The 24,298-nt window shown below is 39.5% G+C and carries 19 protein-coding genes and 2 pseudogenes; 6 read left to right on the top strand and 15 right to left on the bottom strand.

Translation table 11 applies throughout. The features are described 5' to 3' along the window. Positions 1-26: 26 nt before the first annotated feature. Complete coding sequence (locus ACZ42E_RS03670) at positions 27-788, bottom strand: GntR family transcriptional regulator (RefSeq protein ID WP_464893104.1); 762 nt, start codon at positions 786-788, stop codon at positions 27-29. A gap of 412 nt (positions 789-1,200) precedes the next feature. On the opposite strand from ACZ42E_RS03670, the gene ACZ42E_RS03665 reads away from it, so the two are divergent. The 3 genes from ACZ42E_RS03665 to gpr all read left to right on the top strand — a co-directional run bounded on the left by ACZ42E_RS03665 (position 1,201) and on the right by gpr (position 4,389). After that, a complete protein-coding gene (locus ACZ42E_RS03665; protein WP_464893103.1) occupies positions 1,201-1,683 on the top strand; it encodes a nucleoside deaminase in 483 nt (160 codons plus the stop codon). A 279-nt stretch (positions 1,684-1,962) separates the two neighbouring features. Next, positions 1,963-3,294 (top strand): uracil-xanthine permease family protein, encoded by a 1,332-nt coding sequence (locus tag ACZ42E_RS03660; protein ID WP_464893102.1) that lies wholly within the window; start codon positions 1,963-1,965, stop codon positions 3,292-3,294. A 135-nt stretch (positions 3,295-3,429) separates the two neighbouring features. Beyond that, on the top strand, positions 3,430-4,389 hold the full coding sequence (gpr, locus tag ACZ42E_RS03655; protein WP_464893101.1) for a GPR endopeptidase: 960 nt from the start codon (positions 3,430-3,432) through the stop codon (positions 4,387-4,389). 178 nt (positions 4,390-4,567) lie between these two features. Here the strand turns inward: gpr and ACZ42E_RS03650 are convergent. From ACZ42E_RS03650 to ACZ42E_RS03630, 5 genes and pseudogenes are all read right to left on the bottom strand, one after another. Continuing rightward, positions 4,568-4,747, bottom strand: a pseudogene (locus ACZ42E_RS03650) (alpha/beta-type small acid-soluble spore protein); the annotation flags it as partial. Positions 4,748-4,817: 70 nt separating this feature from the next. Beyond that, entirely contained in the window at positions 4,818-4,940 is a 123-nt protein-coding gene (locus tag ACZ42E_RS03645; RefSeq protein ID WP_464893100.1) for a hypothetical protein, read from the bottom strand. 99 nt (positions 4,941-5,039) lie between these two features. Next, positions 5,040-7,067 carry an ATP-dependent DNA helicase RecG gene (recG, locus tag ACZ42E_RS03640; RefSeq protein ID WP_464893099.1) on the bottom strand — a complete coding sequence of 676 codons (2,028 nt, stop codon included), beginning with the start codon at positions 7,065-7,067 and terminating at the stop codon, positions 5,040-5,042. Positions 7,068-7,144: 77 nt separating this feature from the next. Next, positions 7,145-8,773, bottom strand: a complete 1,629-nt coding sequence (locus ACZ42E_RS03635) for a DAK2 domain-containing protein (RefSeq protein ID WP_464893098.1) — start codon at positions 8,771-8,773, stop codon at positions 7,145-7,147. Positions 8,774-8,788: 15 nt separating this feature from the next. After that, positions 8,789-9,151 carry an Asp23/Gls24 family envelope stress response protein gene (locus tag ACZ42E_RS03630; RefSeq protein ID WP_464893097.1) on the bottom strand — a complete coding sequence of 121 codons (363 nt, stop codon included), beginning with the start codon at positions 9,149-9,151 and terminating at the stop codon, positions 8,789-8,791. A gap of 131 nt (positions 9,152-9,282) precedes the next feature. Between ACZ42E_RS03630 and rpmB the strand changes: the two genes are divergently transcribed. After that, positions 9,283-9,471 (top strand): 50S ribosomal protein L28, encoded by a 189-nt coding sequence (gene rpmB, locus ACZ42E_RS03625; protein WP_464893096.1) that lies wholly within the window; start codon positions 9,283-9,285, stop codon positions 9,469-9,471. Between the two features lie 23 nt (positions 9,472-9,494). Here the strand turns inward: rpmB and hslO are convergent, their stop codons facing one another. Then, positions 9,495-10,397: an Hsp33 family molecular chaperone HslO gene (hslO, locus tag ACZ42E_RS03620; RefSeq protein WP_464893095.1), complete on the bottom strand. Its 903-nt coding sequence runs from the start codon at positions 10,395-10,397 to the stop codon at positions 9,495-9,497. A 113-nt stretch (positions 10,398-10,510) separates the two neighbouring features. Between hslO and ACZ42E_RS03615 the strand changes: the two genes are divergently transcribed. Continuing rightward, positions 10,511-11,041, top strand: a complete 531-nt coding sequence (locus ACZ42E_RS03615; protein ID WP_464893094.1) for a gamma carbonic anhydrase family protein — start codon at positions 10,511-10,513, stop codon at positions 11,039-11,041. 231 nt (positions 11,042-11,272) lie between these two features. Next, a complete protein-coding gene (locus tag ACZ42E_RS03610) occupies positions 11,273-11,899 on the top strand; it encodes a peptidoglycan-binding protein (RefSeq protein WP_464893093.1) in 627 nt (208 codons plus the stop codon). Between the two features lie 29 nt (positions 11,900-11,928). Here the strand turns inward: ACZ42E_RS03610 and ACZ42E_RS03605 are convergent, their stop codons facing one another. The 8 genes and pseudogenes from ACZ42E_RS03605 to ACZ42E_RS03570 form a co-directional block, all read right to left on the bottom strand. After that, the gene (locus tag ACZ42E_RS03605; protein WP_464893092.1) at positions 11,929-14,724 is read right to left on the bottom strand and encodes an HD domain-containing phosphohydrolase; all 2,796 of its coding nucleotides are present in this window, start codon (positions 14,722-14,724) and stop codon (positions 11,929-11,931) included. Between the two features lie 208 nt (positions 14,725-14,932). Next, positions 14,933-16,861, bottom strand: a complete 1,929-nt coding sequence (locus tag ACZ42E_RS03600) for a TIGR03986 family type III CRISPR-associated RAMP protein (RefSeq protein WP_464893091.1) — start codon at positions 16,859-16,861, stop codon at positions 14,933-14,935. Between the two features lies 1 nt (position 16,862). Next, the gene (gene csx19 / locus ACZ42E_RS03595) at positions 16,863-17,444 is read right to left on the bottom strand and encodes a type III-D CRISPR-associated protein Csx19 (protein WP_464893090.1); all 582 of its coding nucleotides are present in this window, start codon (positions 17,442-17,444) and stop codon (positions 16,863-16,865) included. 6 nt (positions 17,445-17,450) lie between these two features. Next, positions 17,451-18,812 carry an RAMP superfamily CRISPR-associated protein gene (locus tag ACZ42E_RS03590; RefSeq protein WP_464893089.1) on the bottom strand — a complete coding sequence of 454 codons (1,362 nt, stop codon included), beginning with the start codon at positions 18,810-18,812 and terminating at the stop codon, positions 17,451-17,453. A 21-nt stretch (positions 18,813-18,833) separates the two neighbouring features. Continuing rightward, a complete protein-coding gene (locus tag ACZ42E_RS03585; RefSeq protein ID WP_464893088.1) occupies positions 18,834-21,089 on the bottom strand; it encodes an RAMP superfamily CRISPR-associated protein in 2,256 nt (751 codons plus the stop codon). Further along, the gene (locus ACZ42E_RS03580; protein ID WP_464893087.1) at positions 21,086-22,621 is read right to left on the bottom strand and encodes a Cas10/Cmr2 second palm domain-containing protein; all 1,536 of its coding nucleotides are present in this window, start codon (positions 22,619-22,621) and stop codon (positions 21,086-21,088) included. Before ACZ42E_RS03580 ends, ACZ42E_RS03585 begins: the two co-directional genes overlap by 4 nt. Further along, positions 22,605-23,438: a hypothetical protein gene (locus ACZ42E_RS03575; protein WP_464893554.1), complete on the bottom strand. Its 834-nt coding sequence runs from the start codon at positions 23,436-23,438 to the stop codon at positions 22,605-22,607. The genes ACZ42E_RS03580 and ACZ42E_RS03575 overlap by 17 nt, the downstream gene beginning before the upstream one ends. Positions 23,439-23,444: 6 nt before the next feature. Then, positions 23,445-23,831 (bottom strand): annotated as a pseudogene (locus ACZ42E_RS03570) (hypothetical protein); the annotation flags it as partial. Positions 23,832-24,298: the final 467 nt, after the last annotated feature.

The raw sequence follows: 24,298 nt of genomic DNA, 5'->3' as shown, positions 1-24,298 counted from the left end.
CCCTCCATATATACAAAAATTATAATCTAATAATTTATACATCTTTGCCTTATCATGTTAAATTTTATAAAATCAGTATCTATATACTCTTCTGCATATACCAATGGCTCATCATTATCATCAAAATTCACCCCTCTTAACAGAAGAAATGACTTTACCTTATCCCCCAGCTTAAAAACCTCAGTTAACTCTGGATTATCCAAATTAGTGCGTGTTAATATCTCAACCTTATCCCAGGTAACTCTTTTACCGCTTTTTTCTAAAATATATTCAAATATAGAATTAGGATACTTCAGATAATCCTCATCACTTGCTGAACCTACTATATCTTTATCAAAATAATCAATACAGTAAGCACAGGGAATTTTGTCGGCATAAAAAACCTTTTTGGCTACAATTATATCTTTTTTCTCACTTATACATAATTTGTCAGCTACAAATTTTCCGGGTTTGATCACTTTCATGCCAAAAAGCTTTACATCCGGTTTATAACCACTATTTATTATCATGTCCTTAAACTCCATGACCGGGTTAAATTTTACCTTCATTTCTAGAGCCTCAATATTTACAAATGTCCCTTTACCCTGTTTTCTAAATACAATTCCTTCTGTTGCCATTTCATTAAGCACAGCCCTTATAGTGGTTCGGCTAACGCCTATTAATTCTGCCAGCACCTCTTCACTTGGAAGCTTGTTATTTTCTTTTAAATTAAGCGACTTTATATAGTCATTCAAATACATCCTTACTTCTTCTGTCAGCGCTTTATCCCTGAGCTTATTTCTTTTCATGCCTGTATTCCTCCGAACTTTATATTTTAAAACATTCCCAGAAAGTAATCATGCTGGTCTATAAAACCAATTATAATTATAAAACATTTAATTTCCAAAGTATAAAATAACACACCCTGCTAAATTAATATTTTCATCAGCTATTAATAAAAGCAGCAACACTCAGCCACACAGGCTCCTTCGCAACAGTTCAATCCTTAATAAACATAAAGTCTAACTAAACAATATAAATACCAGCACCAATCTCCCCCCGACAGTTGTCCCTGAAAATAAATATTTTCAAAAATATCGAAAATTAAAAAATATAAAAACCTCATTGACATTTTATATAAAGTAATAGTATATTGAAATTGTAATACGTATTACATATTACATATTACATATTACATATCACAAAAAGGAGGCAGAAAAAATGAGTTACCAGGATCATGCCTATTATTTAAGAAGAGCCATCGAAGTTTCTAAGAAAGCCCGCGAATCAGGCAATACACCATTCGGGGCAATATTGGTTGACAAAGAAGGAAATATTCTGATGGAACAAGGAAATGTAGAAATAACCGAAAAAAGATGTACAGGCCATGCGGAGTGCAGTTTGGTAGAAAGAGCTTCCAGACAGTATGATAAAAGCTTTCTATGGGAATGTACGCTATATACGACAGTCGAACCGTGTGCTATGTGTGCAGGGGCTATCTATTGGGCAAATATAGGCAGGGTTGTGTACGGAATGTCTGAAAAACGCTTATTGGAGCTTACTGGCAACCACCATCAAAATCCCACCTTTGATCTGCCATGCAGAGAAGTATTCAGCAGAGGGCAAAAAGACATTAAAGTTATAGGTCCTATCCCGGAAGTGGAAGAAGAAGTCGCCAAAGTTCACGAGGGATTCTGGGATTAAGTTATAAAGCAGAAAACGCTTAACTTCCTCCCGTGTTACAAAATTTCAAAAAAGCTGTACTTAAATTAAGGCAAATAATAAAAAATTCTTAAGGACTTTTCTTGTCAGGAGAAAAGTCCTTAAGAATACATTACTATTACAGCAGTCATAAATTTTTCCCCCGGTTTTTTATATCAAAAAATCACCTTTTTTAGATAAGCCTTAATTAATTCTATATACCTAGTTTACTGTAAAAAATTACACAACACACATTAACTTTTATATCAAGGAGTGGTTGCTATGTCAAGCGAAAACCGCAGCAAAAAAGATGATTGTTTGTGGGAAGAGGAAATCAGTTTTTCACGAAAGCTAATAGTTGCTTTCCAGCACGTGCTTACCATGTGCCCGGGTTCCATAGTGGTTCCTTTGATTTTAGGAAGCGCCCTGAATCTGGATGCACAAACCACTGCTTTCCTGGTAGCAGCTAATCTTTTCACAAGCGGGATAGCAGTTTTAATAAACATAATAGGAATAGGTCCCAGCATTGGTTCCAGGCTTCCTGTCATTTTAGGCTCATCTTTTGTCCCTTTAGGAGCCATGATTTTAATAGGACAGCAATATGGACTACGGACTGTGTTCGGAGCTATAATCGGATCAGCAGTTTTAATGTTTATACTCTCTTTCTTTATGCATAAAATAATGAAATTTTTCCCAAAAGTGGTAGTCGGTTCTTTTGTAACCTTAATAGGAATCAGTCTGGCTCCTGTAGCCATAAAAGATATCGGTGGAGGTCAATTTTCTCCTAATTATGGCGCACCAGAAAACCTTATTCTAGGATTTTTGGTCTTGATAATAATAATACTGGTAGGTAAGTTTGGAAAAGGATTAATGAAAACAATGTCCTTATTAATAGGTATTTTAGCAGGAACAGCCATAGCTTATCCCCTTAATATGTTAAATATAGAGCCTGTACTGGAGGCTAAATGGTTTCAATTTGTAAATCCTTTCGCTTTTGGCACACCTGAATTTAAAATTAATGCCATAATAATAATGACTTTATTTTGTATAATAAATATCATTCAATGTATAGGGGTTTTCTCCGTATTGGACGAAGTCGTAGGAACTGAAACAGGTGATGAAGATAAAATAAAAGGCATACGAGCCCAAATAGTGGCTCAAGGAATTTCAGGTATATTTAACTCTATACCTTCTACCATGTTCAATGAAAACATAGGTCTTATAAACCTTACCAGAGTAAAAGACAACTCAGTAATTAAAATAGCAGGACTTATGCTCATACTGCTTGGTGTTTTTCCAAAATTCGCTGCCATAATCACTATAATCCCCAAGCCAGTTATTGGAGGAGCTACTTTAGCCTTATTTGGAATAATAACCTCAGCTGGAATATCAATACTTTCCAGCCTGGATTTCTCCAAAGATAATAACTTTACAATAGTAGGAACCAGTATAGCCATTGGCGTAGGAGCAACCTTTGCTCAAGGCTTATTTGCCAAGCTCCCAGGCGTATTAGGAATGCTTCTCAGTCAGGGGCTGTTTATGGTAACTATATCAGCAATTCTTTTAAATATAGTATTGAATAGAAAGCCAAAAAATTCTATAGAAAGCACTTAAAAATTAGTAAAAATTATCATTTCACATTATCTGAAGGAGCAGATATTTAAAAATATTTGCTCCCTTTTTTATACTTTTCGCATATTTTTTCTCCCTCCTGCGGATAATAAAGGAAGCGAAAGGAGGTTATGGTTTATGAATGAGCTCTTACGAATCTTAAACCTCAGGGTAGACCTGGCAGTAGAAGCCAGAGACCTTGTACGGGGAGCCACCGGGCAGGAAATTCCCGGGGTAGAAGAAACCGTGGAACAGATGGAGTATATTAAAATCAATACTATAAATATAATAAATGAACTCGGTGCCCAACAGATGGGAAAACCTGTCGGCACCTATGTAACTATTCAGTCTCCGCCCCTTAAAATCAATGACCCTTATGTAAAAGATGAAATCATAGCCGCCATGGAAAAAAAATTGCCCCTCCTTTTTCAAAACATGCTCAAACCAGGAGATACTGTCCTTTTAGTGGGACTCGGCAACTGGAGGGCTACAGCTGATGCTTTAGGCCCCAAATTCATAGAATACAGCCCTATAACCAGGCATTATCATCAGGAAGCGCCTCAGGCCCTGGTAGAAGGGATGCGCCCGGTATGCGGCATAGCTCCTGGTGTTCTGGGAATAACGGGTATAGAAACCTTTGAAATCATAAAAGGAGTAGTAGACCGGATTAAACCTGCCCTGGTAATTGCTGTAGATGCACTGGCAGCTCAAAATGTGGAACGCATCGGCACCACTATCCAGATGTCCAATACCGGAATACAGCCGGGAGCAGGGATAGGAAATATGCGGCATTCTCTAACCTATGAAGGATTAGGAGTGCCAGTCATTGCTATCGGCTGTCCCACTATAGTAAATGCCGGCATCATTGCTGACCAGGCTATACGAAAATTTTGCTTCCACAGCGGGGCTATGTATCATGAAACCAGAGCGATTGATGCTATTAAAGAGGTGCTCTCTTTCTTCGGCGGCAGCCTGGGTGTCACCCCTACAGAAATAGATGAAATTATTGAAAATACTTCCCGCATCCTGGCTATGGGCGTAGCCAAATCATTATTCCCCGGCATTTCAGAAGAACAGCTGGAGCTATATGCTACTTAATCTTAATAAACTCTTGATATGGAAAACGGGCGAATAATCTAAGAATTATCCGCCCGCTTTTCTCACCCTATATTAAGGATTAGTTCTGTTATTTCATACCACTCTGCTGGTTCTGCTGCTTAATGGTGGTCAGGTCCTGAGTCATGCTGAGGGAAGTACCAGCACCACCAGCAGCTCTCTGCTGATAATCATAGATCATCTTCTTAACCATCTGTCCGCCGATACTTCCAGCCTGGCGGGCAGTAAGGTCTCCGTTGTAGCCAGGTTTCAGGCTGACCCCTACTTCCTGAGCAGCTTCATACTTGAACTGATCCATAGCAGCTTTAGCCTGCGGTACCAATATATTGTTTCTTGCCATCTTGTTCACCTCCTTTGCTTTGGTAGTCTTATTGTTTCACCGCGTCCTTTTTTATATGCTAGAAGTATTTTCATGACTTTTTAACATTTTCCCCGGTTTCCTTTGATCTCCCAGATGGAAAAAGCCCCATTTCCTGAGCTACTTCAAACTTCACCTTTTCTATGTCTTTTCTTTTTTCCTTATCAGTTTTCACCTTTTCACCTCCCATCATTTTTCCAAATAAAAAAGCTAAAACAGGTTATAATTTTTTTGCCTGTTTTAGCTTGCAAACCATTTTAAAAATTTATTCAGATTAATTATGAATTACATCATTTTCTTTTTTAAATTTTTTATTTATATAAAATAACAGCCTGTCATCTGCTTCGGTAAGGTAAGCCAGCTCACGCGCGCTCTCGATTATCCTGCCATCTTTTATAAGATCGGCCACTTTAAGCTGGTCAAGCCCATGCTGCCTTACACCCCAGAAATCACCTGGCCCTCTTAAAAGCAGGTCTTCAGCTGCCAGCTTGAATCCGTCATTAGTATTCTCCATAGCTTTTAAACGGCGAAAAGCTTCTTCTGTTTTAGGTTCTCCCAGAAGGAAACAGTAAGCCTGTTCGCTTCCCCGGCCCACCCTGCCTCTAAGCTGATGAAGCTGGGAAAGGCCAAACCTTTCCGCCCTTTCTATCACCATCACCGAAGCATTAGGCACATCTACGCCTACTTCCACTACTGTGGTAGAAACCAGTATATTTAAAAGGCCGGATTTGAAATTTTCCATGATATATTCTTTTTCCTTCGGTTTCATCCTCCCGTGCAGAAGCCCTACTTTATAATCAGGGAAAATCTGGTTTTTTAATTCTTCATACAGGCTTACTGCTGCCTGCAAATCCTGCTTCTCCGACTCTTCCACCAGCGGGCATATAAAATATGCCTGCCTTCCCTTTTTCAGCTCTTCCTTTATAAATTCATAAAGTTTGGAACGGAATGCTTCTTTGATATAAATAGTTTTTACCGGTTTTCTTCCGGGAGGAAGTTCATCTATTACAGAAAGTTCCAAATCGCCATAAACAGTTAAAGCCAATGTCCGGGGTATAGGGGTGGCAGTCATTACCAAAATATCCGGAAAATTTCCTTTCTGGCTCAAAAGCGCCCTCTGTTTTACTCCAAAACGGTGCTGCTCATCTATTATCACCAGTCCCAGGCAGTCAAAATACACATCTTCCTGAATCAGGGCATGGGTTCCTACCAGAATATCTATTTTCCCCATGCTCAGCGCATCAAGCAGCATTTTTCGCTGGCTGCTCCCGGTACTGCCTGTAAGAAGAGCTATCACTACATCGGTATTATTAAAAAATTTTAAAATAGATTTATAATGCTGTTCGGCCAGTATTTCGGTGGGAGCCATAATCGCTGCCTGGTAACCGCTGGCTACTGCTTTAGCCATAGCCAGTGCAGCAACTACCGTTTTCCCTGATCCTACATCTCCCTGTACCAGCCGGTTCATCTGCTTTTCACTCTCCATATCCCGGAATATTTCTTCTATAACCCTCTTTTGAGCCCCGGTCAAAGAAAAAGGAAGGTTGGCATAAACCTTTTTAACCAAATCCGTTTTTTCTTTATGTACAACAAAACTGCCGCAGGCAGCAGGTTTTCTTTCCTGTTTCACGCCCAGCTGAAAAAGAAAAAGCTCCTCAAAAGCCAGCCTTTTGCGCGCCATTTTATATTCTTCCCTGCCTTTTGGGAAATGGATGTTATAAAAAGCCTCTTCTATTCCGCACAGGTCATATTTTTCCCTTATTTCTTCACTAAAAATCTCCGGATAATAAGGTAAAAACTCCTGTAAAACATTTAACATAACCTGACGTACTGTTTTCTGGTTCAATCCTTCTGTCAAATTATAAATAGGGAGTATTTTAAAAGATGGCCTTTCATCCTCCACCACTTCATATTCTGCCACATTTATTTCCAGCGCTCCGTAACCGCTTTTTACTTTGCCTGTTACTATAAGCTCCTGCCCGGTTTTTATGATTTTTTCCATATAAGGCTGATTAAACCATACTGCCTGAATAAAACCCGAATCGTCCTGAAGCAGAGCCTTAAAAATACTCATGCCCCGGCCGGTCTTTATATTCTGCATGGATGCTACCTTTCCTCTAACCATACTTTTCTCGCCGATTTTCAAATGGGCTATGCTGGTTATATTTTCATAATTAACATAAGCCCGGGGAATATTCCATAAAAGGTCAAAAACTGTATTTATACCCAAACGGATAAAAAGCTTGCTTCTTTTGGGGCCTACCCCTTTGACATACTGGATTTCACGAAACAAATCTTCCATCTAACCACCTGCCGCGGAAAATAAATTTAAAGGAGTATTCTCTTAAAGAATACTCCTTAACTGTTTTGAAAATATGCCTACTCTACGGAAACCAGGAAACTGTAGTGCGGCTGACCTCCATAATGAATTTCTATTTCACAGTCTGGATACATTTCTTCAAGTTCCTCCCCGATTTCTTCAGCCTCTTTTTCCGTTATCTTATCTCCATAGAAGACCGTGATAAGCTCGCTATCTTCATCCATCATCCTGTTTATAAGCTCTTTTAAAGCTGTTCGGACATCTTCAGCAGTCAATACAATCTTCCCCTCTTCGATAGCTATTATATCTCCTTCCTTTATCTTAAGTCCATTAAAGGCAGAATCTTTTACCGCATAAGTTATTTCTCCCCACTTTACTTCCATTATCTCTTCATTCATCGCTTCAGCTATTTCTTCAATCTCCCCTTCCGGATCATAAGCAACCAGGGCAGTTACAGCCTGCATAACGGAACGGGTAGGAACTACTTTTACCTGTTTTGCGCAAAGACCAGCTGCCTGCTCAGCAGCCATAATAATATTGCTGTTGTTGGGGAGAATAATAACACTTTCCGCATCAACCTCATTGCAGGCATTTAGTATATCTTCTATGCTCGGGTTCATGGTCTGCCCGCCTTCTACCACCTTATCTACACCAAGGCTCTTAAGTATTTCCACTATGCCTTCGCCAACGCCAACTGCTACCAGACCCAGTTTCTTGCCGTATTTTTTAGCTGTCTTTTCTTCCATCTCTTCCCAGTTCTGCAGATGTTCATGAGCCTCTTCCAGCATGTTGTTTATTTTTATATCACTCAAATCCCCCCACTGCAGGCAGGTTTCCAAAACCTTGCCCGGATGGTTGGAGTGGATATGCACCTTTACCAGTTCTTCATCCCCTACTACCAGCATAGAATCTCCCAGGGGAGATAGATGGTCCTTTATGTCATCAATGTCCAAATCTTTACCCTTTATAAGCAGTTCCGTACAGTACTGAAACTCCAAATCTATCTCTTTTTCCCCTTTTCTGGCCTGCGGGGCCTTAACTTCCCTATAGGTTTCCAGCTCTATTTCTCTTTCGCCAGCCAGGCCCTCGACCAGCCCTTCCAGAAAATAAAGAAGCCCCTGTCCACCGGCATCAACTACTCCTGCCTCCTTTAAAACCGGCAGCATACGCGGTGTCCTTTCCAGGGTTTCATAACCTTTTTTAATGGCTGTAAGAAGGCAGGCAATGATGTCGCGGTTTTTGGCGGCCTCTTCCTCACAAGCCCTGGCCGTTTCCCTTATCACTGTGAGGATAGTCCCTTCCACCGGCTTCATAACCGCCTTGTAGGCAGTTTCAGAACCTGCTTTTAAAGCCTGGGCAATATCTGCCGCCCCGGCGGTTTTCTTGCCTTCCAGCACCCTGGCCATCCCTCTGAAAACCTGGGACATTATGACACCTGAATTTCCACGTGCTCCCATCAGAGAGCCCATGGAAAGCGCTTTGGCCACCTTGCCAATAGCCTCTTCCTTATTTTTTTCTCCTTCCTTAACAGCTGACAGCAAAGTCAGGTACATATTGGTCCCGGTATCTCCATCCGGAACCGGGAAAACATTAAGGAGATCAACTTTATCACGGTTATGTTCCAGTTTGATACAACCTGCTTTTACTGATTTTATCCAATCAATCCCGTTTATCTGTTCTAAAGCCAATGCCAGTTTCCTCCCCTAGTTTTCTTTCATTACTTTTACCCCTTTTATATTCACATCTACTCTGGCTACCGGTAATCCTGCCTCATTTTCAAGCACATAAGCCACCTTTTGCATCACATTGTGGGCTACTTCATGGATTTTTACCCCATAGCCTACTATAACATTAAGTTCTACAATAAGCCCTTCCTCGGAATCTTTAACCACTACCCCTTTGCGGATAGATTCTATGCCTAAAATACTGGTAAGCCCGGACTGAATATTCTGAGCAGCCATGCCTACCAGGCCATAGCAATTTATAGCTGCTAAACCGGCAATAGTTTCTATTACTTCTTTATCAACCAGTATATTACCAAGTTCAGTCGTTTTCACCTTATACATTATATATCCCTCCTAAACTATAAGCATACTAATTTTAATTCGATAGTGCAAATATTTATTCCTGCTTCTTGCCCTTTCCTCCACCTTCTGCTAAAATATTTAAGTAATTGTGCAAGAGAGGGGGCAGAACTATGGCAAAATGTGAAGTATGCGGCAAAGGCGTTACTTTCGGCAAACAATACAGCCACTCCCATATAAGAACCAGCCGCCAGTGGAAGCCAAATCTGCAGCGGGTTAAAATAATCGTAGACGGAACTCCTAAGAGAGCATATGTCTGCACCCGTTGTCTCCGTTCTGGCAAAGTACAAAGAGCTGTTTAACTTTTAAAGCCTTAGATGCAAGTCTAAGGCTTTTTACTTTTTTCGGCATATATTTCATCCAGTTCATATACATATACTTCATTGCAGAAGTTGCATTTAAGCTCAATTTTGCCTTCCTTTTCATAAATATCCTTAAGCTCGTCTTCGGAAAAACCGGCTATTATACTTCTAAGCCTTTCCCGGCTGCAGGTACATCTGAAAGCCAGCTCCCTTTTCTCCAAGACCTCATATTCCACTCCCTGCATGATGGCAGCCAGAACATCTTCCAAAGCCTTTTCCCTTTCCATGACACTGCTTATAGGCCCCATCTTAAGAACATTTTCTTCAATTTTAGCCAGTACAGCATCATCAGCTTCCGGCATGGCCTGAATCAAAAGACCGCCAGCAGCCCTTATAGTCAAATCCTTTTCCACCAAAACCCCCAGCGATACCAGGGAAGGTATCTGTTCTGACTTCAGAAAATAATGAGCCAGGTCTTCCGCTATCTCACCACTTACCAGTTCAACCCTCCCTACAAAAGGCTGCTTTAACCCCAAATCTTTTATAACTTCCAGATACCCTTCTCCTATCAGGCCTCCGACATCAAGCTTTCCAGGATACCTGGGAGGCAAATCAGCCTCCGGGTTTAAAGGATAAGCCCTGGCTCCTCCTTTCGCATCAGCAGTGGCCACCAGGCTCTCTACCGGACCATCCCCCACTATCCGCAGAGTAAGGGTATCTGTATCGCCTTTCAGGTCAGCTCCCATCAGAAAAGCAGCTGTAAGCAGACGGCCGGCAGCTGCTGAAGCCGTAGCCGAAGTGTTGTGCCTTCTTCTCATTTCCTCCACAGCTTCAGTAGTACGGGCCAAAAAAATGCGTATATTTTTCCCTTTATCGGCAGCACGAATCAAATAATCCCTTTCCATAACTACTTCCTCTCTTTCCATTCTTCTACTAATTATACCTTTTATAAGCCTTTTTTAAAATTAAGATTTAACAGGAGGATTATCCCCTCTGAATGTATAATTTTAAGGCTATATCTATTTTGGGGGGATAAGCGATGCCATTATACGAATTTGAAGGGAAAAAACCGGTGATAGGCGAAAACTCTTTTGTACATCCACAGGCAGTAGTTATAGGTGAGGTAGTCATAGGCAAAAACTGTTATATAGCTGCTGGTGCAGTCTTAAGAGGGGATTATGGTAAAATAACTATCGGAGATGGAACCAATGTACAGGATAACGCCATTCTGCACATAGAGCCAGGCACTGAAGCAGTGATCAGCAGCAATGTACTCATCGGCCATGCCGCTATCGTGCACGGTCCCTGTGTAATAAAAGAAAATGTGATAGTAGGAATGGGATCAATAGTAAATGCCGGATGTCAGATAGAAGAAGGTTCTGTGCTGGCAGCTGGAAGCCTTTTGCCGCCCGGGAAAGTTATTCCATCCCGCAAAATCGCTATGGGAAATCCTGCCAGGGTGGTAAAAGATGTGGATGAAAATATGCTGAACTACAACCAGCTGGCAGTTAAAGTCTATCAAGACCTGGCCAGGCGGTCTTTTGCCGGTTTAAAACCTTTAAATGGCTAAATATCCAGCAAATAGTATGGCTGCCCATATGGACATATAGCTGTAAAAAAGATACTATATCCCCGTTCATTTTCCACCTCCCTGGCCTGTCCTCCTATCTCCTTTTTCAGGCCGTTTGAGGGCCAAAAGGGATAAAAGTTAAAATAATAGAGAAATCAGGCTTGTATGTAAGCCTGATTTTTTGTTCTCAAAACTACTTTTAACCCATTCAGGGGAGAAAGGAGAATTTTTATGCTCAAAAAAAGTTTTGCATTATTAATCATTCTATCTTTTATATTTGCTTCCTTTACCTTTGCTTTAGCTGATGATGTAAGGGCAGCGCAGCCTCTACTCAAGTGGGGTTCCCGCGGGGAAGCGGTAAAAACCCTTCAGCAAACCCTTAACAGCAAAGGATACTGGTGTGGAAATGTAGATGGAATATTTGGAAGTAAAACATACAATGCGGTTATAAAATTCCAGAAAGATGCGGGTATCAAAGTTGACGGCATAGTAGGGCCTCAAACCTGGCAGGCACTGGGACAGGCCAGCGTTCCCAACTCCAGCTATACCAGGCCTTCCCGGGGAAGTGCCAGAACTTTAACGGTAGTCGCTACCGGGTACTGCCCATGTGCCAAATGCAATTATCCTTTTTACGGCAAGCCTTCTTATTTAGGCTATCCGCTGCGCAAAGGCATCGTAGCAGTCGATCCTAACGTAATACCTATGGGAAGTCGCCTTTACATCCCGGGATATGGGGAAGGTATAGCGGCTGACCAGGGGGGAGCCATTAAAGGCAACCGCATCGATTTATGTTTCAGCACTCACCAGGAAGCATTAAACTGGGGAATCAAGACAGTCACCATAACAGTTTATCCATAAAAAATACCGGGCATTAAGCCCGGTATTTTTTATTTGTCTTCCATAATAGACAGGAAAACTTCTACTAAATAAGGATCAAACTGGCTCCCGGCATTTCTTTTTATTTCTTCCAGGGCTTCTTTACAGGTCATCGGTTTTCGGTAAGGCCTTTCACCTGTCATGGCATCAAAAGCATCGGCAATGGCAAGTATCCGGCACTCCAGCGGTATCTCCTCCCCTTTTAACCCCAGGGGATAACCTGTACCGTCCCATCTCTCGTGGTGCTTCAAAATAAGGTCAGCAATCGCGGCCAGGTCAGGTGAGGAAAGAGCTATGCGGTAGCCTTTTTCCGCGTGCTGCCTTATTATATCCCATTCCTTTTCGGTAAGTGGAGCACTTTTAAACAAAATGCTGTCTGGTACTGAAACTTTACCTATATCATGAATTTCCGCCAGTAGAGCCAGGTCATTCATCTGCTGATAGGAAAGCTTCAGGTTTTCTCCCATTTTAAGGCATATATCTTTAAGCCTTTCCGCATGTCCACAGGTTAAATAATCTTTTTCCGCCAGGGTAGCCATGAGGGCATTTAAAATATTATGCCGTAAACCAGCCCGGTTTAGCATTTTATTCCGGTACATGAAATCATCTGCCCGCTTGAATACCTGTACCAGAGGCTCATCAGGGCTTAATGCCGTAGCTACCCCTAAAGATGCCTTAATAGGGAGAGCTGGATGTTTTTCATTATAAGCGTCAAAAGCCGCATACATCCTCTTCATTATATTATCAGCATCTTCTTTATCTGTGCCAGGCAGAAGAACGGCAAATTCATCCCCGCCTATGCGGAAAACCTGGTCGGAAGAGCCGAAAACACTTCTTAAAACATCGGCAAAAGCTTTGAGCATTTCATCCCCTATATTATGTCCCATCGTATCATTGACCAGCTTAAGCCCATCCAGGTCAGCAATAACTATAGTTATCGGATAATCCCGGCTCTTTTCCAGCCGCTTCATCTCTGTCTCGAAATAGGCGCGGTTATGAAGACCGGTAAGCCCATCATGCAGCGAAAGGTACCTCAGCTGTTCTTCATACCGCTTGCGCTCGGTTACATCAAGCCCCGCCTTAACTACGCCGGTAATACTGCCTTTTTTATCTCTTACCGGATTGGCATTTATTCTCCAGATGCGGCCATCCGGAAGCTCTACTTCTCCTGCTGCCATTCTGCCAGTTTTTATAGCTTCTGGCACAGGACAGCCAGGGCATATATCATTCCTTTTTCCCCACAGCTCATAACATTTCGCTCCCCACAGTTCTCCCACATTTTGCAGCTCTCCTCTTTCAAATTCGCCAACAAATTTTTTATTTGTCCAAATTATATGCATATCGCAATCTACCAAAGCTACTCTCTCCGCCAAACTGTCTAAAATCATATTTTTCTCTTCCATCAGCCGATTTATCTCTTCTTCTAAAATCTTGCGCGCCGTGATATCCCTCACAAAATGCAGCGTAGCTGGTAGCCCTTCCCATTTAATAACCGCCGCGTTATCTTCAATCCATATTATGTTGTCTTTTTTATCTATTATGCGAAACGCATAAATAAGCTTTTTTCTGGTCCCTCCTAGCAAATCCTCGTAGACACTGAGCAGACGTTTAAAATCTTCCCAATAAACAAAATTTTTAAATGGTTTTCCCACAATTTCTTCGCGATTATAACCCGCTTCTTCCAAAAGCCTTCCGCGGGCAAATAAAATTTTTCCTCCCTGAATAACAAATATAGCCCCTGGGGCATTAGAAAGAAGCGAATGCCATTTTTGCTCATTTTTTATAACTGCATCCTGCTGTTCATTTATTCTGTTCAGCATTTCCTTAACAGACAAGGAAAGGGTCGCTATCTCATCATCTTCATCAAATACAGGTATATCCTGCTTTAGCCGATAATCCCTGTCTACCTTTTCTACTGCTTCAGTAAGCGCAATTACTCTCCTCAACAGTTTTTCATCTATCCATTTATAAATCAGGTAAAAACAAACGGCCAATACCACTATAAGCAAGAAAGCTAAAATATGAGCTACTGTCATCAAAATATCTGGGAGCCATCTCTTATAAGAAATCTCCAGATAAAAACTTTCTTTCCCGCATATATCATTGAGAGATGTAAAAACAGTAGCCTCCTCATTACTTATATTTTTCAGATAAAAAGGCTTACCATTATCAAAATTACCGCCTATCGATATAAAAAAAGGTTTTTCACTAGAAGGATATATATTTACCTTAACCCCAGCTCTCTCCTCTATAGTCTTCTTTTCTTCAGCATCCAAAAGCCGCCCATAAATAATAGTGCCCGTCCCCATCTCGCTTCTATCGCTCTTGCTCACCGGCCTGGCTGCTACTAATACCAGCCCTTTGTCTGTCTTCAGCAAACCTTTCTTGCCCTTATCAGTATTAACCCTTATAAAAATATCAGCTGGTACTTCTATCCTTTGCTTTTTCTTAAAATCATACCCTTTCGCATATACCAGGTCACCTTGAGCATCCAAAAAAGCCACATAATTTATGCGCGCATTCTCAAAAGTAGAATCCCGATAATTTTTTTCAACATAATCCTGATTTTTACGTAAGACAAACCAGTAGGTATCATCCCATTCCGCCTCATCATTAACCATCTTATCTATTACCCTGAGGTCATTTTCCAAAATAGAAATTACCCGCTCCAGATTATTCCTCATAAACCTTTTTTCCAGGCTATCCTCGATACTGCTGGCAGTAAAATAAAACACAAAACTAAACAATATGATAGCTACCAGAAATATTACTACAAACTCCTGCCAGACCTGCTTTTTTAGTGACATATCATAAACTCTCCCCAATTACTTATAATAACTGGCATCCCTAACAACTTCATTGCAGCATTTTAAGTATTTAGTATATAAGGTTTTATGTATACACTATCATTATATATCATATATAAAATTTGTATTATAAACTTTTTTTAGTAAATATGTCTAAAAAAAAAATCCCCTTAAAAGGAGAACATATTCTGAAAATAATTTTCATTTTTTATTTCTCTTCAAAAACCTCATCTGGCTTAGGCAAAACAAACCTCTCTTTAAATTCGTTCCCATCAACCAAGCATTTATTCCCCCTGCAACCAATAAGCATATATCTTGTATTTTCAAGCCCTTTCTCACTGGAATTAAAAGATTTAAAGCTTAGCATAAGCTTAAGCTGCTTAAGTCGCTCAATATCCCACAGTTTTGAAATAGCCTCTGAATCAACCTCTGAATCAATATGTTGTAAAATATAGTTTTCAAAAGCCTTTTTAAACTTTTCCATATCCTTTATGTCCGCCTTCTCTTCTCCCAGGTTCCACCTTCCATTTTCAAAAAGCTTTTTATACCTCTTCTTTCTATCTATCAAAAAAAGTTCTGGTTTGATGCTGACACTTCCCAAGCCTAAAGGTTTGCCCATTCCCAACTTATGTGCACAGCCTTCCGGTAAATCAAGCACAAAAAGCAAGGCTCCTAATTCTTCTTCCAGCAGGTTTTCAAATCTTATTCTGCCTTTAAAACATTTTCCACTCTTTATTGGTTTTATTATAGTATCACCATTCCCATATCTTTTTTCACCTGTATTCCAGCTATACTCACCCAGCTTCCCTTCAGGGAAATCAGGCACTTTTCGATGCCAATAAAGCTTATATCCCCTTATAAAAGCATTTTTATCATTCCAGGTTTTCAAATCTTTCTTGGAAGTCTTAGCCCCACAAGGTTGTTCCAGATAATGCTGAAAAGCTGTAGGCTTAGGCAAAGCTAGCCGCTTCGGGGAGGTTTCCGGCAAAAACGCATCTTCCTCTCCCACAATTTCAGCGTCTTCAAAAAATACCCTGCTGGCAAATTTAGATTCTTTTCCAAAAATAGCCTCTGCAAAATCGATCGCAACATCGTTGTTATCTAGCACATATTCAGGTATATGATCGCTTACTGTATATCGGTAATTTATCCTGAAAAAACCTGTATGCCCTATATAAACAACTTCACCTTTCTCATCACATAAATAAAAGACTGGCACTTTTCCTTCCTCTGCTAGCTTAGCAAGAACATCATATCCTTCTCCCCGATTCTTGTCCTGCCTATAATTTTCTATAACCTCTTTGGGAACTTCTTTTTTAATATTACCATCTTCCTCATTTATCACCCATTGCATATGCTTTTTCTTACCCAAAGGCCCAGTTATTATTAGATATCCCATCACGCAACACTTCGCGTCCGATTTTACAGGGCAAAGCTCTTTTTTTGATTCCTCACAAAAACAATCTATTTTCGCATAGTTCAGCCTCGTGTTATTGCTGTGCTTGTGCTCCCTTATTTCTGCAGGCTTAAAACAAACCTTTTCAATACGGTAAACATCTCTGTATCTATCAAAATCTGCAAGTTTTTTGGAAATAAGCTCATTTTCCACCCTATAAATCTGAGTCCCCTTCAATGTCTTAGAAGGATATATAAAATATTTTCCTTTTTTTTCCTTTAGCAATCCTGCCTTAAACTTGTAGATACCGTCTTCCCCAACAAAAAAATTCCTATAAGCCTTGCCTAAGGCTGAAGTATCCGCAACTGCCCTGTAAAAAAACCTCTGGTCATCATAAAATTTAAATCTGCTATAAGAGACTATCTCCAGCAAAGTCCTTGTCATTCCTCTCAAAGAGCTTCCTGGAATTCTAACAGAATTACCCGCCCTAAAAAAATCGCTCTCATCTTTTTCCCTTCTTATATAAAGAGGGGTCAAGGTTTTTATAGATAAATCTATATAGCCGGTATAACGCTTTCTTCCACATTTATCATAGTCATAAAATCTGCCAAAAAATTCATCCTTTAAATCAGGAGCAGGTACTATCTTATGCGGGAGCTGGACAAAGTTATACGGTGCTTTGGCAGATTTTCTCTCTATCTCTTTCCTGTTATTGGCACTTTTTTTATTATCTTTTCCCACTCTAAACCACCTCTTTTAATTCTAGGCTAACAAACCTGCAATCCACGAAACCAGCCTGTCCTACTGCATTATAACCAATATAATTGCGCGTGTTTAAAACTAAACGCCATTCTTTAGTCTCATCAAAATCGGCAAAAATCTGAGCAGGGACCAAATACTTTATACCTCTCCTTTTTTCTGTCACCATATAAAATTCATTATTATCTTCGCTTTGCGAAAAATAATTTCCCAGCATTACCTGTTCAGCATCTATATATTCAGCCTCTTGCCCCTCCTTAGCCCCATCGCATATATATCTATAACCAAAACTGTTGCCACTTCTCCATATATGTAATTCACTCAACTCATTAAATACCCTCATTTTTAAGACATGCTCGCTTCCCAGGTCCAAACCTTTAAATTCATAGTTGTAAAAATGAACTATTCCTTTCTCTAAATTGCCAAATAGAACTTTATCCGCAAACCACGCCACTATACAGGCTCTATCAAAATCATAAACATAAGATTCTAAATCTTTTAGCATATCAACAGTGCCATTTTCAATATGAACCGGAATTTTTCTTATATTCCATACCGCTTTCACTATCCATCAAACCCCCAGTTCCCGTAAAAAACATCCTACATAGGACTCCAGCTCATCTAAATTCTTAGGCTCCCGCTCCCTTTCTATTACATACATCTCATTCCCATAGCAGATCTCAGTCTTGTTATATCGCAGAAGCCCCCTTCCTATGGATTTTTCCCCTCCAATCGGCAAATCTTCGTTACACAGATCCTTTATAATTAATAGAAACAGGCCTACTTCCCATGTCAAAGCATTTCTCACTTTAATACAAACCTTTATATTTTCACCTTTATGCCACACCGGCTTACTATTAAACAAAGCACCCTCCATAACCCCTCCCGTGAATCTATCTATTTTTATCCTCGTATGCTCTATTTCTTCAACATCTGCGAGTTTTATTTCTTCTACTACTACTCTGCTCTTTAAACTGGCACTATCTTTTTCCTTCTCTTTTTTTACATAACCAAAAAGATTATCCAGTTTTTCCTGCACCTCTTTATTGAGATCGCAGCTGTCAAGCAGGGTTTTCACAATTTTAAATCCCCTGTTCCTTAAAGCTCCTTTCAAAGAAGATCCACTTATAACAGGAATATCTGCATACCTTATATTCGCTTTATCAGGCAAGTTCGGCAAAACATTATATGAACCAATAATCAAAGAGCTTTTTATACTGCAGTCAATAATAATGTTTAAGTCTTTGGCCTTTTTCTTCGCCAAAACAGCGATACCTTGCATATCTAATCTGTTTGCGTCAGTTAGAGAGCCATCCTCAAGAAAATGGAAGTATTGAGTACCATCTTTTGGAAAACAAAATTTGTAGACATCACATTTTTCAAGTTTAAACCTTCCTAATCCCTTATTAATAAACGCTCCCAAATATATGTTCCCTGCCTTCAGTTCTTCTAAAATAGTTTTAAGTATAACAATAAAATGCTCTTCAGGATATTGTTCTCGCAAAATAATCTCCGCTTCCAGATTAAAACATACATCCTGATTGACTAGCTCATAATCATATTTAGCCTTTTCCAAGGCAATCCCTTTATCGTGATCAACTGCAATCCCATCACGAACACTTATAACAGGCTCTAAGCTATTAAAAACATTGTTTTCCACCAAACACAGGTCATTAACTACGAAACTGCTTTGCCTATCACCACTTCCCCAGAATACCTCCCAACCGTCTTGCATTTCGCAAGGAATATCAAAATGGTTCATCAAATAATGCTTAACCGCGCCTGTAAAAGATGTAGCTGGAATATAAGGGTTTCCAGAGCCATCTTTTACTATTTCTATATCCACGAAATTTCCTTCTCCCCTCCCAATAACAAAAGGGGAAGTATTGCGCATTACGCCCTTTAAAACGATACATCCCTTCAATCTGCTCATTAGCCTATTATCCTCCCACTATCAATTAGTGCCTTTACTTAACAGGCGCAAAGTCCTCAAAAAAGCAAGCCAATATTCAGCAAAAACTGTCCAAGCCCAGGCCTCATCTTTTTGTAAAATATCTTCTAGCAATTGCCGCACATTTTGATCTCTTATTAATAAATTTCTTTGTAATAAGTTTTCAGTAATATATTTTTTCGGCTCACCGCGCAAACTGCTAAAAACCTCGTATTTACTTATGTTTTCTCCTATTTTTTTATCTTTTATCTCTTCCAAAAGTTTTTTAAACTCTTCTGCGGAAGACGTTTTCAAAAACATATACTCTATTTTCCCCAGGAAGCTGTTGGAGATAGGGATCTTATTATCTTCATTCCACTCCCTAGCATTCTCAAAACCTAAATATCTAACCGAACTCAAAAAATCTCTCTTTACTATTTCTATGATTATATCTTTCACATGATTTCCTGCTTCCCCTGATTTTCTATTTTTCCTGTCAGGAGATCTTACTTCATATATATCATTTAGCTCACATAAAGGATATACATTAACACAGCCAAATCCCCATTCGGTTTTTTCGCCTATTCCCTCTATCAGCAAATTTTTTAGTCTCTCCTTCACTTTCTCATCCAAGGAAGGTATCTCCACCAAAAAACTGGCACCTGGTGAATAAGCTAATTCAGTAGCTGTTTTTAAATTCCATACGCGCATAAAGCTCTCTACTCTTTCTGCAGAACAAAATTGTTCTACAATTTTAAGCTCAGTCCCTAAAATCCTTTTTAAATAGGCTTCCATTATGTCAGAAGAAACTTCAGGATTTCCAAACTCATTAAACAATATAATAGGTGAAACAGCAGTTATAACAATATAAGAAACCCCATCTACCTGCTCGCCAAAACACAAAGCTCTATCTTCTAAACCCTCCAGTTCCCCCCATTTCCAATTTATCCTGCCATACTGCGCTGTTTTGGAGCGCCCTATAAAATAATCCTCATCTTCGCGCAAAAGTTTTTTCATAAAGCTCAAATACTCCGCGCTTCCTATTATTTCTCCCCTGAACCTCTGTTCCTGAGCAATGGCCTCATAATAGAAAATACCTTCCTCTGTGTTCCTGCCTTTAGCGCGGTCCCGCGTGTTATGAAAATAAAATTCAGTTTCAGGGACAAACAATTCCACAAGCTGGTTTTCGCCAAAATAGATAAAATCCCTCGCTGCCTTAGTCTTTAAATCCCTATTTTGTCCATTTAAAACACAATAAAGCTTATTGTCATTATTTTTTTTATTCTTTTGTAAAAACATGGGAAGAGGCAAAAACTTTCTGCCGCCGCTCACGGGATAAGCTGGACAAATTCTAACCAGGTTATTTACAAAAATGTCCTGGAAAAATTTTTCATATAACACATCGTTTGCCGCAGCCTTTTTTTCAAACTCCCTGGCTATTAACCCTCTTATAACCGTAGAAGGAATATATTTTTTGGTGTAAACCGTATTCTGTTCTCCAACCTGTTCCGCAATAACAAGAGGTGCTTTAAGCACTATCTCATAAGTAAGCCGTTTTAACTCACCTTTTCCCCCATCCAGCAAACCAAAATCTATTCTTTCTTCTTTTCTTTCTTTTAATTTCCCCTCTTCCCCCCTTAAAATATCAAGCATTTTTTTTACATCTTTCTTCTCATTCTTTCCATAATCTAAATCACAACATATCCCGCACTGTACCCTTCCATACCCTCTATTTCGTGCTAAGCCTACTCTCCTCAAATTCATGGCTGCCAAGCATAACAGGGCTTTTTCCTTTTCTGTCAGCAATTCTAGCTCGCTTATCTTTCCTTTAAAAATAATGCCCGGTTTTAGCATCCTATAAGTGCGAAGGGTTCCTTTCTTGGCAGTACCTGTAATCTCATCGACAGCAGTATGATGCCTAATCTCGCAAAAATTTGAGATCACCTTTTCTCTCTGTAAAACATCCTTATATAACCCCTGGTTTAACAAAAAATTTATGTCTTCCACTATTTGCTCATAATTATCTATATAAAGATTGGAAATAGATATTTTAGCCTCTACCCCCCCATCTTTGCCAAAGATTCCAAAAACCAAATCATATGAAATATAGCCCAGCATATCACATACTTCCATGCAGCTTTCTTTTAACAAGCCTTTCATGCGTCGAGCAGGAATATAAGGAATACCGACATTATCGAAAACTACATCGGTATCAATCAATCCTCCAGCTTCTCCAGAGCCTGTCAAAACATGAGATAATGTTTTCAAAACAAAAATCATAGCCACCCCTCCGGATAAAAATCAAGAAGCTCAATGGCATCAAAATATAAAGTATTTTTGTTTTCCCAAAAACCCAAATCACTGCAGGAAAGTTCTAATCCCGCTGCTGCCTCATTTCTTCGTTTCAACATTTCCGCCAATATTTTTCCCGCTTCTCTACCTTCAAAAAGCACTTTTCTTATCTCCATCACTTTGTTGCGCGGCAGCTTATTCAGTTCTTTCAGCAAATCTTTTAATTTTTTAATAGAATCCGCATCCTCTTCACTATCTAACCTATAAGGACCCATGTGCAAAGACCCTTCCCCTGTCCTCATATACTTTTCATATATATCATCTATACTTCCACTCCACCCAGCAGAGGAAATAAAGAAATCTAGATATGAAGCATTGCTGTTTTTTCCCCTCGCCTTGATTTTAGAGCGCAATGTTAAATCTTCTGCCGCCACATAAGCTTTATAAAAAGGGTATTTAGTCTTTACAATGCTTATACCTGCACAGGCAGACAAATTAAGGTGAGCTCCGCGCGCGCAAAAATTTTTCACAAATACTTCCGCCAACCATATCCCAAGCCTGCCATCAGAAATAAAAGTGAGGTCATCCCCTCCTATTACTAGGGGTATTACAGGCAAAATCCGTCTATCATTTTCCCCACTTTCAAATTTCCAATCGCTATCGGTTTCCATCTTTTCCGCCAATTCTCCCAGCATCTTTACAAAAGAATCCCTTGCAATCTTATCTATATCTAAAGATAGCCGGCGCATTTCCCGCAGATCCTTACAGTTACTGAATTTTTCCCCTATCTCATTCCCATCAACATGCACAACAGCCACATATCCCTTTTCATCCTTTTTAAGAGATATTTTACCCACCTCGGAAGTAAAAGCATATCTCTCAGCCATATTGTTCTCCAACTGCAAAAGGCTCTCCATTTCTTTAAGCGCTTCTTCAGCAGCATGATTTTTCACATAAGAAACAGAGGAAATAAACCTTCCTTCTAAATCTCTCCTGCTGTATTCAGCACCTTCGTTAGAGTAGGGACATTCCAGATTAAAGCCAAATTTAGGCAGAGTGATATTTGGATAATACCTATTTTTATTATCCCGCAGACTATCGTGCAGCCTCTTCATATCTGTCTTAAAATTATCAAAACAAAAATCGCCCACAAATCCAAAAGCCGTCCTTAACCCTGGCACTTCAGACAAAAGCAGTCTTGTATACGCCTTTATGAACCTAACAGCCTCCTCTTTACAATTAAAAAGCAGTAAAGCGTTTCCTCCTCCTATATACCCTATCTCAAAAGGAATATTTCCTTTTTCCAAAATATATATATTTTCAGGCATCTCCCGCCATTTTGACAAATCTGCTGCACCAACAAAAGGAAAAATCTCAGTCAGGGCTCCCAGCAATTGCCTTTCATATATTTTTTTAACCAGGAAAGAGGCTCCTATATTCTCTTTTAACTTATTACTGGAAAATATATATTCCTGTATCGAAACTGTATCTATCAATACAGCGCTAAAACTCTTGTTCAATAATCCCAACCTCCCTTAAAATCTCTTCTCCTATATCTGCCAAGTCATCTATACCAAAAACTTTTACTTTTCCGCTATCGGAGCCTGTCTCGTAAAAAAGCTCGTCTTCCACGTCTTTAGCCACTTCAGGGGAAAGTGTCGTCACTAAAAAAGCCCTGCTTTCGTCTCCCCCAATCTGCCTTACCCTATGAGCTATCTCAAAACCTTTTAATTTACAAGCTTTTTTGTCAGTTTTCGTCGCTGCGGATATACCAATAAACTGATAGCCAGCGATAATAAAAACATCTATCTCAAAATCTTTTCCTCCTTGAGAGGCTCCCTTCGGTGATGGCAGTTTTTTCCTGGCTTGCAAATTCATCCCCAAACTCAGATTAAAAGATTCTATATCCTTTTTCCCTAAAGTCTCCCGCAATTGGTGAAAAATATAAAACTCCAGCCATTTTCCGCCTCTAAAATTTTTCAAATCTTTTTCTCCTATTAAATCCAGCAAATCATCCCAGCTATCCCGCCGGTTTTTTTCTGCTAAATATGCAAACATTTTTTCTAGGCTATCATTTTTAAACATCTCAATCAAAATATCTCTATCAGCAGAATTACTTAAAATGGTGCGAATTTTTTTATATATTTCCAGCTCCTCTTTATCAAAATCAAAGTTGATATTTTTTTTATTTTCAGCAGAAAATTCTATTTTTTTACCCAAGGCCATATTATCACAGTTGTGCAATTTCAGGAGGTTTTCGATTGAAATGCCCACTTTTCTTAAATAACATCTTTCCCTTATCTTTCCTGCACCCTTAGAAGTCCCTTCATAAACCACCAGCTCAAAATTCCTGGCATCCAGATAGGAATATACAAATTTTTCCTGGTAATTTTCCTTTAAAAACTCATAGACATGGACAGCCATCGCTTTCGTCCCACCTGTATAGTTCAAATGTATTTCATCAAGCTCTCCAGGTTTTTTAAAAAGTTCGCTCATGTGCTTATATATAGATCGCGAATCAGAGACATCAGGCAAGCTCCATCGCTCTATTTTTCCCGATAAACCATCCAAAACTTCCTGCAACTTTTGGGCATATATACCAGTTCCTCTCTGATTCCTATTTTCTTCGGAATAAATCAAGAAAAATTTATCATAACTATCTTTCAAATGTTTCATCACCACATAGTTGGGCAAAGGATTTGTCCCTACCAATAGACACAAAGCCTTCACAACGTGCACCCCCTGTTCGCAAAGCTAAACATCCGAAACTGACGATTTATTATTTTTTAGGTTTTGATTCAAATACAGCTAGCTCGCTTAAAAGCCTCAAAACTGGCAAAAGCACATAACAACCATCCATCCCCTCCCTTGCCAAATAAATTTTCGCGTGCTTAACATTCAACCTTTTTCGCGTAGCTAAATTTTTTCAAAATTCAGCCTAAAAACAAAAAAACACAAAACTGCATCCCTTGTCGAACAGAAATCTTATTTAAGAGGGAAATCTTATTCCTTAAATAGGTAGGCTACAAATTTGGCATTTTTAGGGGACATAATCCTCAAAGGTAGGCTAAAAAAAACAAATCTTAAAAATAGGAAATTAAAGTGGGCTTGAAAGAGCTTTTATTTTTATAACCTACACCGGCAAATGGATTTTCCAATTTTTTGTCTAAATTTTATCTTCCACAAAGCACAGAGTC

It is taken from the genome of Thermosyntropha tengcongensis, assembly GCF_055381335.1.
This window is presented reverse-complemented; position numbering and strand designations above follow the sequence as displayed.

What these genes read in the sequence shown, in the direction of transcription:
- ACZ42E_RS03670 (WP_464893104.1), bottom strand. Translation starts at nt 788, where the DNA reads ATGAAAAGAAATAAGCTCAGGGATAAAGCGCTGACAGAAGAAGTAAGG.
- ACZ42E_RS03665 (WP_464893103.1), top strand. Translation starts at nt 1,201, where the DNA reads ATGAGTTACCAGGATCATGCCTATTATTTAAGAAGAGCCATCGAAGTT.
- ACZ42E_RS03660 (WP_464893102.1), top strand. Translation starts at nt 1,963, where the DNA reads ATGTCAAGCGAAAACCGCAGCAAAAAAGATGATTGTTTGTGGGAAGAG.
- gpr (WP_464893101.1), top strand. Translation starts at nt 3,430, where the DNA reads ATGAATGAGCTCTTACGAATCTTAAACCTCAGGGTAGACCTGGCAGTA.
- recG (WP_464893099.1), bottom strand. Translation starts at nt 7,067, where the DNA reads ATGGAAGATTTGTTTCGTGAAATCCAGTATGTCAAAGGGGTAGGCCCC.
- ACZ42E_RS03630 (WP_464893097.1), bottom strand. Translation starts at nt 9,151, where the DNA reads ATGTATAAGGTGAAAACGACTGAACTTGGTAATATACTGGTTGATAAA.
- rpmB (WP_464893096.1), top strand. Translation starts at nt 9,283, where the DNA reads ATGGCAAAATGTGAAGTATGCGGCAAAGGCGTTACTTTCGGCAAACAA.
- hslO (WP_464893095.1), bottom strand. Translation starts at nt 10,397, where the DNA reads ATGGAAAGAGAGGAAGTAGTTATGGAAAGGGATTATTTGATTCGTGCT.
- ACZ42E_RS03615 (WP_464893094.1), top strand. Translation starts at nt 10,511, where the DNA reads ATGCCATTATACGAATTTGAAGGGAAAAAACCGGTGATAGGCGAAAAC.
- ACZ42E_RS03610 (WP_464893093.1), top strand. Translation starts at nt 11,273, where the DNA reads ATGCTCAAAAAAAGTTTTGCATTATTAATCATTCTATCTTTTATATTT.
- ACZ42E_RS03605 (WP_464893092.1), bottom strand. Translation starts at nt 14,724, where the DNA reads ATGTCACTAAAAAAGCAGGTCTGGCAGGAGTTTGTAGTAATATTTCTG.
- ACZ42E_RS03590 (WP_464893089.1), bottom strand. Translation starts at nt 18,812, where the DNA reads ATGAGCAGATTGAAGGGATGTATCGTTTTAAAGGGCGTAATGCGCAAT.
- ACZ42E_RS03585 (WP_464893088.1), bottom strand. Translation starts at nt 21,089, where the DNA reads ATGATTTTTGTTTTGAAAACATTATCTCATGTTTTGACAGGCTCTGGA.